Source organism: Neobacillus sp. BP17, assembly GCF_059579525.1.
Window position 1 is genome coordinate 1,318,382 of record NZ_CM184198.1, and the last position, 15,144, is coordinate 1,333,525.

A 15,144-nucleotide genomic window follows, 5' to 3' on the forward strand; every position below is an offset into this window, starting at 1 on the left:
CAGAAGTACTAATGAAATGTATTATGGGTAATAAGAAATTAGCGCTTGTCGAAGAAAATAAGTAAGAAGCAGAAATCTCTATGGAAGTCGTTGCTGGAAAGGTTGAATACTTAAAATAATGAAAATATAATAAATTTTTATAATACATATCTTAAAAAATTAAAACAGCTATATCTAGATAATTTTTATAATTAAGTTCAAAATAATATGTTTAATAAAAAGATTTATAAGTAAGGGGGGATCTTTTGGCTGAACTCTTAATTGTTGATACAGACTCTAGTAGTATAAGTGATATACGTCATATTGTTGAAAACAGCGCCTATAGTTTTCTTCGTATTTATGAAGCTAATTCCGCACAAAGGGCAATGTTGATGCTTAAACAATCCCGTCCAAGTGCGCTTTTGTTGGATGTTTCACTTCCTGATATAGATGGGATAACTTTGGGAAAAAATGCACTGCAGCTTTATCCGGATTTATCTATCATTGTAATTACCGGTTTAAAAATGTTTGAAATCGTCCAATCAGCAATTAATGCAGGTTTTTCAGCTTATTTATTGAAACCGCTTACGAAAAATCAACTTTTGGACACATTCGATCGTGTTTTAAAACCTGTAATTAAAAAGGAAATAAATGAGACAGTGAATGATGAAGACAGCATCAATTTTGACTTAAGAAAGCCAATTCAAAGCGCAGTGCAGTATATTCAGTTACATTACAACGAAAGTCTTACTCTTAAAAATATTGCTGATAAAGTTTATTTAAGTCCATCGTACTTTAGTAAATTATTTAAGGAAGAAATAGGGATGACTTTTGTCGAATACCTATCTTGGATTCGTGTTCATAAGGCAAAAAATATGTTAAGAATGACTTCACTACCAATTGACGTTATTGCTAATAATGTAGGTTTTGCTAATTCTAGTTACTTTGCAACAACATTTAAAAAAATAGAAGGGAAAACACCAACTCAGTATCGTGAGCATTTTTTCTGGGATCAGACAGAAAAAATATAAATGAATATTGTAACGTTGACAAAATATTAAAACTTCAGGAGGGGTTGTTGTGTTTACGATAACAAATGAGATGGAAAGGTGTGGTCGAGAGAATAAAAGAGGCGTCATGGCCACCGTCATTCGGGTAGAAGGATCAGCATATCAGAAAGAAGGGGCAAAATGCTTTATTGCTGAGGATGGAGAGCTAATAGGTTTGTTAAGCGGGGGATGTGTTGAAAGCGATGTTATTGAACACGGAAAAGAAGTTTTACAAACTGGGAGGCCCAAAAAAATCTATTATGATTTCAGAGATGAAGTAGACCAAATTTGGGGGCTTGGAGTAGGTTGCAACGGCGCGATAGAAATTTTTCTCGAACTATATGATCCCATCGGTCATCCTGAAAAATGCGAGTTAATGAAAGCAGCTTTTACAACAAGTAAAACAGAAATAATTGCAACGATTACAGCATCTAAAAACGAATTTGAAATCGGCGATAAATGGATTGTTTCTGTTAAAAACGAAGTTATTTCTATTAATCGGTTTGAAGGAAAAACCAATCCCTACTCCAAATTATTAAAGGGGAAATCAATGCTTGCTTCACTGAATAATAACACTGAGGTATTCTTTGATTATATTGATCCCGTGCCTACACTGTGCGTTTTTGGAGCTGGACCAGATGCTGCGCCATTGGTCAAGACAGTGAAAAACTTAGGTTGGTTGGTAAAGGTAGTTGATCATCGGCCAGGCTTTGTGAGTGAGACTAATTTCCCATTAGCTGATGAGTTAATTTGCTATCAAAGAGATGAAAGTCCTGAAGTTGGATTACATGAGAATGTATATGCCGTTGTAATGAGCCATCAATTTATCCAAGACCAAATTGTTTTAGAAACGCTTTTAAAGTCAAACATTCCCTATATCGGAGTGCTCGGGCCAGTGACAAGAACAGAACAACTGCTGCAGCCGATATGTAACAAGTATTCCATTGCCGAATTAAAACTTGATCGGATTTATAGTCCAGTAGGGATTGATATCGGTGCAAAAAATCCTGAAGAAATTGCTTTAAGTATTGCTTCGGAATTGGTCAATGTTCATCGGGATGGCAATTCCGTGCACTTAAAACAAACAATGGGGAACAGCCTTTTAAACATTTCCAATTCAACAGAGGGGTGTGATTTTTCATTGCAAATATGAAAAATGAAGTCTGGGGTATTGTTTTAGCTTCAGGATTATCAAGTAGAATGGGCACCCCGAAAATGCTCTTGCCTTATCAGCAAAAATCCCTTGTTCGCCATGTTATTGAGAAGTCTTTAAATTCAGTTCTTGATGGTGTGGTTGTCGTCATAAATCCAAAAGTTATGGGGTTATGTAAGGAAGTTTCAATTCCTGGAGTAAAGGAAGTCATCAAAAATAATGATTCACATTTAGGCATGTCAACCTCTATTAAAGCAGGATTGCATTCATTACCTCAACAAGTAGAGGCAGCAGTTATTCTTTTGGGAGATCAGCCTGAAATATATGAACATTCAATTAACAAAGTAGTAGAGACTTACCTTTTAAACCATAAGCCATCAATTGTCCAGTCTGTCTTTTTGAACAACGAAAAAGGTCATCCAGTATTATTCAATCGGAAATTGTTTCCTCATCTTTTAAAGATAGATGGAGATAGTGGGGGAAAGTCAGTGGTTCAAAAGTTCACTAGGGAGGTTGTTTATGCCGAAATGAACGAGATGAACATACCTGATGTTGACACTTTGGAAGATTATCAACGCTTGATTAAAGAAGAGGAGGTTTGAAAATGACAAAGATAATTGGTAAGTCTGCGACGAGAGTAGAGGACAAACGGCTTCTAACCGGACAAGGGACATATATAGATGATCTTGGTACGACACCAAAAACAGGACATGCGGCTATTTTGCGAAGTCCTCACCCTCATGCAAATATTAAATCCATTGACACAGCGGAAGCAGAAAAAATGCCGGGAGTTAAAGGAATTGTAACAGGACAAGACATTAAAAATCTTTTAAAGCCTTTTAGTGTTGGTGTTACTGCACCTGTTAAGTATTTTCCTCTTGCAATCGATAAAGTGAGGTATGTAGGAGAGCCTGTTGTCATCGTAGTTGCCAAGGACCGTTATATTGCGGAGGACGCTCTTGAAAAAGTTAAGGTATCTTATCAATCCTTACCACCAATAGTTGATATAGAAAAGTCATTAAATGATGATGCACCCGTATTGCATGAAAATGTTGGTTCAAATATCGCAAATCATCGACAATTTCATTACGGTGATGTTGATAAGGCATTCGAGGAAGCCGATCGAATCGTAAAGCATAAATACAACTTTCCAAAATATACAGCTACCCCTGTAGAAACATACGGCGTGGTTGCGAATTATGATTCGGCTCATGATCAATATACAGTTAATGCAAATTTTCATGGACCATTTGTTATTCATTCTATTATGGCTCAATCATTACAAATTCCAAGCAACAAATTAAGAATTATTATTCCAAAGGATATCGGTGGAAGTTATGGAATAAAAGCAGGAATATTCCCATATATCGTTCTTTGTTCAATCACAAGTAAGCTTGTTGGTTGTCCGGTAAAGTGGATTGAAGACAGACAAGAACATCTTTCTTCAAGTGCTAGTGGAACCGATCGCGTGACTTACATTGAAGCAGCAGTAAAAAGTGATGGCAAGGTTACCGGATTAAGAATGAAACTAATTGACAACGTTGGTGCATATATTCGAGCACCAGAACCAGCCAGCTTATATCGTAACCATGCAAACTCAACAGGGGCATACGATATTCCAAACTTAGCTATTGATGCGTATGCTGTCATGACAAATAAGTCACCTACAGGCTTAATTCGTGGCTACGGTGGACAGGAGCATTACTTCTCATTAGAACGAATCATGCACCAAGTCGCTAAAGAGCTTGAACTGGAGCATGCAGATGTTATTCGAAGAAATCTGATTAGAAAAGAACAATTTCCATATACAACAGCTTCTGGAGGTATTTACGACAGCGGGGATTATGTGAATTCGTTTGAACTTGCGCTTATCACTGGGAAATATGAGACGTTTAGAAAGAAACAGGAAGAAGCACGTAAAAAAGGAAAAATTATAGGAGTAGGCCTTGCCTGTATTGTCGAACCATCAGGATCTAATATGGGATATATCACTGTTGCCTTAACACCAGAAGAGAGGGCGAAATCATTACCGAAATCAGGAGCTAATGAAGCTGCTACTGTTTCAATGGATCCATTAGGGAGTGTTAACGTAAGAATTAGCACAACGCCAACAGGTCAAGGACATGAAACCGTTGCGGCACAAATTGTATCTGAAGTTTTAGGCATCCCGAGAGAACAAATAAATGTGATTGCAGAACTTGATACATCGACGAGTCCATGGTCTATTGCATCAGGAAGCTATTCAAGTCGTTTTGCCTCATTAGGATCAAGTGCGATTTATTATGCTGCACATAAAGTACGAAAAAAGCTATATCTAATTGCAGCTTCTCAACTTGGAGTTGAGGTATCAGAGCTCGATCAAGAGGATGGTGTCATTTACGTAAAGGATAATCCTTCTAAAAAGTTTCCGATAAAACGCGCAGCAGGCATTGCTCACTGGAATCCGCTTTCCTTGCCTGAAGATATGGAACCAGGAATCTATGAAACTTATTATTATAAAGCAAAAGTAGCAGAGGCTCCTGATGAAAACGATCGAATCAATTCTTCTGTCACATATGGATTTGTTGCTGATATGGTTACAGTTGAAATTGACCCAGATACAGCCGAAGTGAAAATAATTGATTATTTTACTGTTCATGATGCTGGGAAACTACTAAATCCGTTGATTGTAGATGGACAAATTATGGGTGGTCTTGCACATGGCTTAGGCGGAGCTTTATACGAGGAACTAGCTTATGACAAAAATGGTCAGTTCTTGACGGGATCTTTTATGGATTACTTATGCCCGACTGCACCTGAAATCCCAAAAGTAACCATTAAACATACTGAATCGCCATCCCCTATTACTCCTTTAGGTGCTAAAGGGCTTGGTGAAGGGAATACAATGAGTGCACCAGTAGCAATTGCTAATGCAGTAACTGATGCATTAGCACATTTAGATATTGTGATTGATGAACTGCCATTAAGTCCAAACCGCATTTGGAAATTACTTAGTGAAGCAAAAGAGAAAATGCTAACACCTTAAGCGAAAATTAAACATGAATCTTAAAGACCATTACTGAAGGGGAGGGAGAAAATGAAACCACCGAAGTTTGATTACTATAAACCTACTACACTTAATGAAGCATTGGATCTCTTAGAAGAAATCGGTGATGATGGAAAAATCATTGCTGGGGGGCAAAGTTTAGTGCCGATTATGAATATGCGCCTTGCATCACCAAAGTGCATAATAGATATCAATGGTTTAAATGAACTTGATTATATTAAACATGAAGGAAATGTCCTTAAAATAGGCACTTTGACAAGACAAAGCAAAGTTGAAAAATCGGAGATCGTTGCAAATGCCTGTGGTCTTTTATTAGAAGCAATTACTCAAATTGGACATGTGCAAACAAGGAACAGAGGAACGTTTGGAGGAAGTATCGTTCATGCAGATCCAAGTGCAGAACTACCGCTTGCTTTGCTAACAATGAACGGTTCTGTGCAAATTGCTTCAAAAGATGAGGTTCGCAACGTCGATGCAGAAGATTTCTTTATTACCTATTTGACAACAGATATTATGCCGACAGAAATCTTAACTGAGGTTTCTATTCCGATTATCGAAGATAGAAGCGGATATTCATTTCAGGAAATCGCAAGGCGTCATGGAGACTTCGCGTTAGTTGCTGCGTCTTGTCTTATGACAGTTGATGATCAAAACCAAATTTCTTCAGTAAGATTAGCTCTCGGCGGAGTTGAGGCAATTCCTTTATTAATTGAGGATGCAGAAGATATATTGGTAGGAGAGATATTGTCTGATTCTTTAATAGATAAGTTATTAGAAAGTGTTGAAATGGCAGTTGAGCCCGAATCTGATCTTCATGCTGCAGCAGAATATCGAACACATCTTGCTAAAATACTAACAAAGCGTACGTTAACTCAAGCCTATGAAAGAGCAAGGAGGTAGCGAAATGAGACGACACCAAATAGAAGTAACAATTAATGGGAAGATTTACCAAGAAGAAGTGGAATCTCGAATGCTGTTAAGTGATTTTATTCGTGATGTATGCGGACTGACAGGTACACATGTTGGATGTGAACACGGTGTTTGCGGTGCTTGTACCGTAAACGTCAATGACGCGGCAGTGAGGAGTTGTCTTATGTTTGCCGTACAAGCAGATGGGCAAAGCATTAGAACAGTTGAAGGGTTAGCGGATAAGGGTGAATTAACAGATTTACAGAAAAACTTTATTGAGTGTCATGGTCTGCAATGTGGATTCTGTACAGCGGGTATCTTAATGTCTACGTCCGATTATCTTGAGAAAAACCCAAATCCCTCTTCTAAAGAAATAAAAGAAATGCTTTCTGGACACTTATGCCGCTGCACAGGGTATGACGGTATCGTTAAAGCAATTGAGAAAACAATTGAAGATAAAAAAACACTGATTTCATCTTAAAGTAGAAAGAGGTAAAAAGATATGACTATAACAGAACAAATCTATGACCACATTCGAGTAGAGAAAAATGTAGAAAAACAAACGGCAACAATCGTGTTCGATCGTCCAGAGAAAATGAATTATATCAGTATGCTCGGCAGAGATCAGCTTACAGAAATTTTTGCTGGTTTAAATCAAGACGATGAAGTGCGTGTTATCATCCTCAAAGGAGCAGGTGATGTATGCTTCAGTGCAGGAGGAAGCATTCCTGAATTTTTGGCGACACATCAAGAAAAACTTTCCCATCTTGCAGAGAACGTTGCTGCTCCTGAGCGTTCTCCAAAACCTGTCATCGCTCAGCTGCAAGGGTATACGTTCGGTGTAGGACTGGAGCTCGCGATGGCTTGTGATTTCAGAATCGCACGGGAAGATACACTGCTAGCCCTTCCGGAAATGAACCTCGGAATGATTCCAGGGAGCGGCGGTACACAGCGGATTGCAAAGGTAGTTGGCTTAACAAGAGCGAAAGACATGATTATGCGTGCAAGAAAAATCCCGGCAGATGAAGCGTACCAATGGGGTCTGTTAACACAGGTTGTATCCAAAGAGGAACTTCAGCAGACGGTCGATGCATTGGTTGAGGAGCTTGTTAAGTTTTCACCGCTTGCCCAGCGTGTCGCGAAAGAAGTGTTGAATGCATCAGAAGAAAGTCCGCTAAGTATTGGCTTGAAAATGGAAGGAAAAGCATACGGTCTCTTGCGCACAACAGAAGACTTTAAAGAGGGCGTAGATTCGTTCGTTGAGAAAAGAAAGCCTATTTTTAAAGGGAAGTAAGATCGATACTTTATGCTGTTGACAAACAACTAAAAGTCCTAACAAGCAAAAGGAAAGAATAGAGAACAAGTTCTTTGCCAGCTTGTGGAGAAAGAGGGTGTTCTTTTTCTCTACAAGCTTTTTTTGTATAATCTCCAGAAATTTAAAGTTGGTTGTGCACAACTGCGAAGGTCTCCTCAGACCAGGGAAAGTAGAAAATAATGTTTGTATCAGTAATTAAAATACTATTATTATACTCTTTTAGAAAAACTATCTCGATATTAGCTGCTGTTATTTTCTAGAATTACCAAAGAGCAAAGGGGTAGAAAATTGTCTTTAATTGGAGGATTTTTTTATGCGGTTAATCACTGTATATTCATAAGAACATATTAGAATGTTTGAATTTGACACAGAAAAAGAGGCAAGAGAAGGTCTAAAGAAATTTCAAGGCTGCAAAATTCTTACAGAAGTAATTTACTATAATGACCAACAAATATCTGAGAAATGAGGGGAATAGATCATGGAAATTCATTCACGAGTGAAAGCAATGGCAGAGGGAAAAGTGTGGAAAATGATGGGTGCTGAAGTGGTGAAAGGAAATGATGGAGAATGTGAATTAGAAATAGAGGTAAAAGAAGATTTTACACAATCTTATAATTCGATGCATGGAGGTTTAATTGGAACTCTTCTTGACATGTCAATGGCTGCAGCAATCTCTACAACATTGGGAAGCAATAAATATAGTAATACGATTGATTTACATACTAGCTATCTTCGTCCGATGTTTGGAAAACGGTTGGTTGCAAAAGCAAGTATTGTAAAAAGAGGAAAGCATATAACGGTTGTAAATGCTGATGCGTTTAATGAGGATGGGAAACATATTGCAACAGCAAGAGCTAATTTTATGATTTTAGATAAATGATTTCAATTTAATCAAATTATTGATATAAACTTGAAATCGTTGGTTGTGATGCCAAACAATCTTTATTCATAATCGGGATGAAGGGATATTCTTTTTCCAGTTCATCTGTGGGGTATTAAGCAAGATGAAATATACATTAATAAATCAAAGATTAGAGCAATCTTTGAAAGATTCTAAGAATAATATAGGATCATAAAATAAAAACTTAATAATATGAAAAAAGTGACTTTCTATGTCACATATCTTTTTCAATTGAAGGGGATGACTCATTAGTGCTAGGCACTTTGCTTTTGAGTCATCCCCTTTATGATTTCCATCTAAATTACGGAACTGCAGAGGTTCCACCTGTAACTACATACGTTCCAGTTTGAAGATCAAAGGGCTTACAAAATTAGGTTCTGAGCGAATTCATTATTGGCATAAAATTTGCAAGTATATATAATGAAAAGTTTTAAGGGGGGATTAACTTTGACAGCTAATAAACTGGAAAAAACAGATTAGATAATAATGCAAAAGCTGGAGGAAAGAGCGCTAAATACACTGTCCGAAATATTTTTTTATAGCGTAGCAGGCCAGTCTACAGCTAAGTATTATCGTCAATGAATTCTTTTTAATGAATTTGGCTTACTGGTAGAGTTCTCACCCATATTTTTGTAAGCGTTTCAAAAACTCTTCTAATCAACATTTAAAGGTTCTTGATGATTGCCATCTCGTTAAAAAATTACAATGTGCTTTTTCTGAAAAACGATTTCAAGTACAGGAGGACAACAAAGATGAAAAAAATTGTTTTAGGTATAACTGGAGCAAGTGGATCAATTTACGGTATCAGGTGTCTTGAGACTTTAAACAAGCTGCAGATAGAGAGTCATGTCATTATTAGTGCTTCGGCTGAAAAAACGATTGAATATGAAACAGAATACTCGGTGGAACAAGTAAAATCACTGTGTAGTTTTGTATATGACTTACAAGACATTGGGGCAAGCATTTCAAGTGGTTCATTTCATGTGGATGGAATGATTATTGCCCCATGTTCTATCAAAACTCTATCATCAATTGCTAATAGTTTTAATGACAATTTAATCACGAGGGCGGCCGATGTAACTTTGAAAGAACAAAGGAAATTGGTACTAATGGTACGTGAAACACCATTTCATTTAGGCCATTTGCGGCTCATGCAATCAGTTACAGAGAATGGTGCAGTTATCCTCCCTCCTGTTCCTAGTTTTTACCATAAACCAAAATCATTAGATGATATTGTTAATCAAAGTGTCGGGAAGGCATTAGATCAATTTGGGATTGATGCTCAACTCTTTGAACGGTGGTTAGGACTAAATGAAAAAGAATCAATAACAAAATAATTAAGCGGGTTAATGATATTTTCCTATACTCTACTATTTTTTTCGGTAACTCTACTTTATTTTATATGGTTCAACAGGAACTACAGAACATGTTAAAAAAACTGGGGGGACTCTAATGTCAAATGTTTTAACCACTCATTTAACACAAGAAAAAGTCACAGTTACCGGACGTCAATTTAGGTCTGCAATGGTTGCGTCAGTATTAGGATGGTCTTTTGATCTCTATGACCTTTTTCTTCTTCTTTTTGTCGCACCCACAATAAGTGAATTGTTTTTCCCGACAAGCAGTCCTACGATTTCTTTAGCTGCTGTGTATGCTTCTTTTGCTGTAACGCTGCTTATGCGACCGCTTGGATCCGCAATATTTGGATCTTATGCTGATAAAAACGGGAGAAAGAAAGCGATGATCATCGCTGTTGTAGGGGTTGGTGTAAGTACGGCTGCCTTCGGACTTTTACCTACAGTACCACAAATTGGTTTTTTGGCAGCAATCATTTTTTTAATTTTACGCTTAGTTCAAGGGGTTTTTGTCGGTGGTGTCGTGGCATCTACACATACAATTGGAACAGAATCTGCGTCTCCTAAATGGCGTGGATTAATGTCTGGTCTAATTGGCGGTGGAGGAGCGGGATTAGGGGCTTTGTTCGCTTCATTGACGTTTAGTATTGTTTCCGCTATTTTTCCTGGTGAGGCATTTAATGAATGGGGATGGCGGGTGATGTTCCTTACAGGAATTCTTGGTGCTGGAGCTGGACTCTTTGTATTTAGATCCCTTAACGAGTCACCCCTATGGGTACAATTACGTGAAAAAAATAAAGTGAAAGATAAGAAAAATAAAGATCAAGAGGTTGTATTGGAGCAATCACCTCTTAAAATGTTTTTTAAAAAATACTCCCGTGTTTTGATTGTGAACCTTATGATCGTTATTGGAGGCGGTTCAGGTTATTACCTTACGTCTGGATTTATTCCAACGTTCCTGAAAGTAGTTAATAAGGTATCGCCAGAAGTCTTATCTGGGGTACTAATTTCCACGAGTATTGTGACAATCATTGCGGCTCTTCTATTTGGTCACATTAGTGAATTGATTGGCAGAAAGAAAACATTTTTACTTGTTGGTGTTTTAAATATTATCGGACTTCCATATTTTTATCTAGCATTAGCAGACTCTGTTACCACTTTTTCGATTTATTTGAATGCTATGGGACTTGTATTTTTAGGAAATGCAGCATATGCACCTGTACTAATTTTTCTTAATGAGCGTTTTCCAACAGCCATACGCTCTACAGGAACCGGATTATCATGGAACATGGGATTCGCACTTGGAGGTATGATGCCAACTTTCGTCACCTTAGCGAGCGGTACGGTTGAAAACATACCTAATACACTCATGTATTTTGCAATTGGAATTTTTCTTGTCTACATCATTGGAAGCTTCATCGTACCGGAGACAAGAGGCAATCTTAAATAAATAGGGAGGGAAAAAATGCTTACCAAAATAGAGGTTACTAAAAATTACATTAATGGCGAGTGGCGGGAAGCTGAAACTGGAGAAACGATGGAATCTGTCAATCCAGCTACGGCTGAGATTATTGGAGAGTCGCAAAAGTCAGGCTTAGAAGATATTAAATTGGCCATTAAGGATGGGAAGTCGGCATTTGAAAAATCAGATTGGCGTTCAAATTCTTCGCGACGTTCTGATGCTTTAATGCAATGGGCCTATAATTTGAAGGAAAAAAGAGAAGAAATTGCTAGAATTCTAACGTTGGAGAACGGAAAACCAATCAAAGAGTCACGTATAGAATTGGACGCTTGTATTGATACCCTAAAATATTTTGCAGGTATGGCTCGCAGCATATTCGGAAGGTCAATTAATCTTTCCTCCACTTCATATGGAATTATTGACAAAGAGCCGATTGGAGTTGTAGGGATTATTTCACCCTGGAACTGGCCGGCAATGCTAATGATTCGCGAGATTGCTCCTGCACTTGCTGCAGGAAACGCAGTAGTTCTAAAACCGGCAAGCCGAACACCGCTTGTGAGCATTGCGATCGTCAAATTAATCGAAAAAATTGATGATTTTCCACCTGGAATTGTTAATATCGTGACAGGCCCCGGTAAGGTTATCGGAGATGAAATGACGACAAATCCTGATGTTAACGCCATCAGCTTTACAGGTGACACGACTACCGGCAAAAATTTAATGAAAAAAGCAGCAGAAAAGGTGAAGAAACTAGCTCTTGAACTTGGGGGGAAATCTCCAAACATATTATTTGCTGATGCAAATCTAAACAAGGCTATTCCAACTGTAGCAAAATCAGCATTTATTACTGCCGGCCAAATGTGTTTCGCGGGTTCAAGAGTGATTGTCCATGAATCGATACATCAGGAAGTGGTACTAGGGTTACGTAAAGAAGCTGAAAAGCTGAAAATAGGTAACGGATTAAATGAATCTACCGATATGGGGCCTGTAATCTCGGAAGAACAGCTGAATAAAGTTTTGGAATATTGCGAGATTGGTAGACAAGATGCAAAGCTTGTTACAGGGGGAAATAGGCTAATCGGAGGCGAATTCGATAAAGGTTTTTATATCGAGCCGACAATTTTTGATTACGTACCAATGGAATCAAGAATTGCACAGGAAGAAATTTTTGGCCCCGTGCTTGCCGTACAAGTGTTTAGGGATGAGGAAGAAGCGATCTCCCTCGCTAACGGAACTATTTTTGGGTTAGCTGCCGGGGTCTGGACAAAAGATGTCAACAGAGCAATGCGTATTGCAAAAAAAGTGGAGGCGGGAACTGTTTGGATTAACACCTATAACAAGAATTACCCGCAAACTGAATTTGGGGGCTATAAAGAAAGCGGAATAGGACGCACAAGGGGAATAGAAGGATTATTGGAATATACCGAAACCAAACATATTAATATCGAAATTGAAGAATAAAGGAGAATTCACTATGTATCCTTCATTTGAGTTTCATCTGCCCACGAAAATTCATTTTGGCTATAACAAGATCAAACAACTTGGCAATTTACCCTTTAAAGTAAAACGTGCATTTATCGTTACCGATAAAGGTGTGTTAAATTCGGGTCTAATTGAGCATGTAACAAAGATATTAAAAGACAACCAAATTTCTTATGTTGTTTATGATGAAGTGGAACCGGACCCGAGTGTTGAAACCGTTGACAAAGTAGCTCAAGTGTTTCAACAGGAAGAAGGAGATGCTTTAATCGCCATTGGTGGGGGCAGTCCGATAGATACAGCAAAAGGTGTCCGTGTCATCGCTAGCAATGGTGGAAGTATTCGTGATTATGCTGGAGTCAATCTTATCAAACAGGCCTCCAATATACCTCTCATTGCGATACCTACAACGTCTGGTACTGGAAGTGAAGTAACTATTTTTGCTGTTTTGTCGGATTGTGAGGAGAATCGGAAGGTTACGGTAACGAGCCCATTTGTTGCACCGGATATAAGTATTGTTGACCCTAAAATGACGATGACTGCGCCACCGAAAATTACAGCAGCATCAGGGTTCGATGCTTTCGCACACGGGGCAGAGACCTTTGTGTCACGGATATCCCAGCCTGCCAGTGATGTGCTTGCACTGTCAGCGATGAGCACTGTCAGCAGATACCTTCGTCGGGCCGTTTATAATGGGGAGGATGTTGAGGCACGGATCAAAATGGCAGAGGCTAGTCTTTTAGCAGGAATGGCTTTCAATCAATCCTTCCTAGGTTTGACACATGCGATCGGCAGTGCAGTAAGCGGTCATGCCCATGTTAGTCACGGTGTGGCGATAGGTCTCCTGTTACCGGGAGTTATTCGTTATAATTCGATATCCTTAATGGATAAGTACGTTGAAATGGCCAGCGTTTTTCGAGACATCGACCTATCGTTACCTGATTGGGAGATTACAGACCAATTTATAGAAGAGGTAACGAGGTTACGTGACGATGTTGGACTACCGCAGAAATTACAACAGGTAGGGGTTAAAGAAGAGCAGCTAAAGGCGATTGCAAATGATTCTGTGAAAAGTGGAATGTGGAAGTTTAATCCTCGACGAGCGACAGAAGAAGAGATTTTGGGGCTACTCAAGCAACTTTTTTAGAAAATATAAAGCTTTTGAAGAAAGTGTTTAAATTCACATTAAATATTTAGGAGGAAATGATTATGACTGAAAATGTAAATAAGATTGAAGAGCTAATTCCTAGTGTTGATAAGACGACGGATGAAGTAGCATGGGATTTATATCGAAAAGCCATTCGATTTGGAACTTGGGATCCTGCTGCTATTGACCTCAGCCAAGACAAAAGAGACTATGAAGCGCTTGATGAGGATCTAAAAGGATATCTTATTCATTTCTGTACAGGATTTCTCGATGCTGAAGAAAATGTAGCATTAAAGTTCTGTCCCTGGATCATGTTAGGTTCTTCTACAGAACAACAGGCATTCCTCAGTACTCAATTGCTCGAAGAATTTAAGCATACAGAATTCTTTATGCGCTATTTTAAAGAAGTAATTGGTCGTGAGCGAATTCCTTCAGTGAAAAATGCGGTTCAGCAGAAGCTCGATGAGCGTGTGAAAAAGATGCTGGCTGCTCTTGACCAGGGAGAAGAGGAACGTGAAGAGGCACTGGTTGAAGGGCTAACCCATTACCAAGGGATAATAGAAGGTGTTCAAGCGATGACTGGATATGATGTATTCCAAGCGGTATTCGGGAGTAAAGGTTTATTTCCTGGTTTGGGTGAAGGATATGCTCGGATTAAGGAAGACGAAGGACGTCATGTTGGTTTCGGACTTCGTATGCTAAAACTGTTTGCCCGTAAACCAGAGCATGCCAAGCGAATTCTTGCATTGTACGAGGAATATCTTCCCCTTATATTGATCCGATATGATCAGCCGGTTGTTGTAGATGGTATGGAATATCCAACTCCACCTGAAGTTCGGGGACGTGAAAGAGTAACCAAAATGTTTGAACGCAGACTTAAAGACATATTAGGTGCATCAGTTACCGTTTAATGTGGATTCTTTTATTATGAAAGCATAGCCATTGCGTACCTGGCTCGGGCATCTTCAAACGACTGACCGTTTAACGGTAATTGAACGCAAAATTAGTTTACAGTGATGATTATTGCCCCCATGTTCGATCAAAACTCTATCATCAATTGCTAATAGTTTTAATGATAATTTACTCAAAAGGGCGGCCGATGTAACGTTGAAAGAACAAAGGAAATTGGTATTAATGGTTCGTGAAACGCCCTTTCATTTAGGACATTTTCGGCTCATGCAATCCGTAACAGAGAGTGGTGCAATAATCCTCCCTCCTGTACCTAGTTTTTATCATAAACCAAAATCAATCGATGATATTGTTAATCAAAGCGTAGGAAAGGCTTTAGATCAGTTTGGCATTGATGCCCGACTCTTTGAACGTTGGAATGGACTAGATTAACATGAATA

Annotated in this window: 14 protein-coding genes; all 14 read left to right on the forward strand. The window is 38.6% G+C overall.

Features of this window, described 5'->3' with window-relative positions; translation table 11 throughout:
* Positions 1-245 precede the first annotated feature (245 nt).
* The 14 genes from AC4QJR_RS06295 (at position 246) to AC4QJR_RS06360 (ending at position 15,136) form a co-directional block, all read left to right on the forward strand.
* Positions 246-1,010, forward strand: a complete 765-nt coding sequence (locus AC4QJR_RS06295) for a response regulator transcription factor (protein WP_496525660.1) — start codon at positions 246-248, stop codon at positions 1,008-1,010.
* A 49-nt stretch (positions 1,011-1,059) separates the two neighbouring features.
* Positions 1,060-2,181 carry an XdhC family protein gene (locus AC4QJR_RS06300; RefSeq protein WP_496525661.1) on the forward strand — a complete coding sequence of 374 codons (1,122 nt, stop codon included), beginning with the start codon at positions 1,060-1,062 and terminating at the stop codon, positions 2,179-2,181.
* Positions 2,178-2,783 (forward strand): nucleotidyltransferase family protein, encoded by a 606-nt coding sequence (locus tag AC4QJR_RS06305; protein ID WP_496525662.1) that lies wholly within the window; start codon positions 2,178-2,180, stop codon positions 2,781-2,783. The genes AC4QJR_RS06300 and AC4QJR_RS06305 overlap by 4 nt, the downstream gene beginning before the upstream one ends.
* A 2-nt stretch (positions 2,784-2,785) precedes the next feature.
* Entirely contained in the window at positions 2,786-5,206 is a 2,421-nt protein-coding gene (locus tag AC4QJR_RS06310; protein ID WP_496525663.1) for a xanthine dehydrogenase family protein molybdopterin-binding subunit, read from the forward strand.
* A 51-nt stretch (positions 5,207-5,257) separates the two neighbouring features.
* Complete coding sequence (locus AC4QJR_RS06315; protein WP_496525664.1) at positions 5,258-6,127, forward strand: FAD binding domain-containing protein; 870 nt, start codon at positions 5,258-5,260, stop codon at positions 6,125-6,127.
* Between the two features lie 4 nt (positions 6,128-6,131).
* Positions 6,132-6,617: a (2Fe-2S)-binding protein gene (locus AC4QJR_RS06320; protein ID WP_496525665.1), complete on the forward strand. Its 486-nt coding sequence runs from the start codon at positions 6,132-6,134 to the stop codon at positions 6,615-6,617.
* A 21-nt stretch (positions 6,618-6,638) separates the two neighbouring features.
* On the forward strand, positions 6,639-7,430 hold the full coding sequence (locus AC4QJR_RS06325; protein WP_496525666.1) for an enoyl-CoA hydratase/isomerase family protein: 792 nt from the start codon (positions 6,639-6,641) through the stop codon (positions 7,428-7,430).
* Between the two features lie 499 nt (positions 7,431-7,929).
* Positions 7,930-8,331 carry a PaaI family thioesterase gene (locus AC4QJR_RS06330; protein ID WP_496525667.1) on the forward strand — a complete coding sequence of 134 codons (402 nt, stop codon included), beginning with the start codon at positions 7,930-7,932 and terminating at the stop codon, positions 8,329-8,331.
* A 698-nt stretch (positions 8,332-9,029) separates the two neighbouring features.
* Positions 9,030-9,689: a UbiX family flavin prenyltransferase gene (locus AC4QJR_RS06335; RefSeq protein WP_496525668.1), complete on the forward strand. Its 660-nt coding sequence runs from the start codon at positions 9,030-9,032 to the stop codon at positions 9,687-9,689.
* 115 nt (positions 9,690-9,804) lie between these two features.
* Positions 9,805-11,157, forward strand: coding sequence for an MFS transporter (locus tag AC4QJR_RS06340; protein WP_496525669.1), 1,353 nt, complete (start codon positions 9,805-9,807; stop codon positions 11,155-11,157).
* A gap of 15 nt (positions 11,158-11,172) precedes the next feature.
* Entirely contained in the window at positions 11,173-12,630 is a 1,458-nt protein-coding gene (locus tag AC4QJR_RS06345) for an aldehyde dehydrogenase family protein (RefSeq protein ID WP_496525670.1), read from the forward strand.
* 13 nt (positions 12,631-12,643) lie between these two features.
* Entirely contained in the window at positions 12,644-13,795 is a 1,152-nt protein-coding gene (locus tag AC4QJR_RS06350) for an iron-containing alcohol dehydrogenase family protein (RefSeq protein ID WP_496525671.1), read from the forward strand.
* Between the two features lie 62 nt (positions 13,796-13,857).
* Positions 13,858-14,706: a R2-like ligand-binding oxidase gene (locus AC4QJR_RS06355; RefSeq protein ID WP_496525672.1), complete on the forward strand. Its 849-nt coding sequence runs from the start codon at positions 13,858-13,860 to the stop codon at positions 14,704-14,706.
* A gap of 112 nt (positions 14,707-14,818) precedes the next feature.
* Positions 14,819-15,136: a UbiX family flavin prenyltransferase gene (locus tag AC4QJR_RS06360; protein WP_496525673.1), complete on the forward strand. Its 318-nt coding sequence runs from the start codon at positions 14,819-14,821 to the stop codon at positions 15,134-15,136.
* Positions 15,137-15,144: the final 8 nt, after the last annotated feature.

What these genes read in the sequence shown, in the direction of transcription:
- AC4QJR_RS06310 (WP_496525663.1), top strand. Translation starts at nt 2,786, where the DNA reads ATGACAAAGATAATTGGTAAGTCTGCGACGAGAGTAGAGGACAAACGG.
- AC4QJR_RS06305 (WP_496525662.1), top strand. Translation starts at nt 2,178, where the DNA reads ATGAAAAATGAAGTCTGGGGTATTGTTTTAGCTTCAGGATTATCAAGT.
- AC4QJR_RS06325 (WP_496525666.1), top strand. Translation starts at nt 6,639, where the DNA reads ATGACTATAACAGAACAAATCTATGACCACATTCGAGTAGAGAAAAAT.
- AC4QJR_RS06345 (WP_496525670.1), top strand. Translation starts at nt 11,173, where the DNA reads ATGCTTACCAAAATAGAGGTTACTAAAAATTACATTAATGGCGAGTGG.
- AC4QJR_RS06355 (WP_496525672.1), top strand. Translation starts at nt 13,858, where the DNA reads ATGACTGAAAATGTAAATAAGATTGAAGAGCTAATTCCTAGTGTTGAT.
- AC4QJR_RS06320 (WP_496525665.1), top strand. Translation starts at nt 6,132, where the DNA reads ATGAGACGACACCAAATAGAAGTAACAATTAATGGGAAGATTTACCAA.
- AC4QJR_RS06335 (WP_496525668.1), top strand. Translation starts at nt 9,030, where the DNA reads ATGATTGCCATCTCGTTAAAAAATTACAATGTGCTTTTTCTGAAAAAC.
- AC4QJR_RS06330 (WP_496525667.1), top strand. Translation starts at nt 7,930, where the DNA reads ATGGAAATTCATTCACGAGTGAAAGCAATGGCAGAGGGAAAAGTGTGG.
- AC4QJR_RS06340 (WP_496525669.1), top strand. Translation starts at nt 9,805, where the DNA reads ATGTCAAATGTTTTAACCACTCATTTAACACAAGAAAAAGTCACAGTT.
- AC4QJR_RS06315 (WP_496525664.1), top strand. Translation starts at nt 5,258, where the DNA reads ATGAAACCACCGAAGTTTGATTACTATAAACCTACTACACTTAATGAA.
- AC4QJR_RS06350 (WP_496525671.1), top strand. Translation starts at nt 12,644, where the DNA reads ATGTATCCTTCATTTGAGTTTCATCTGCCCACGAAAATTCATTTTGGC.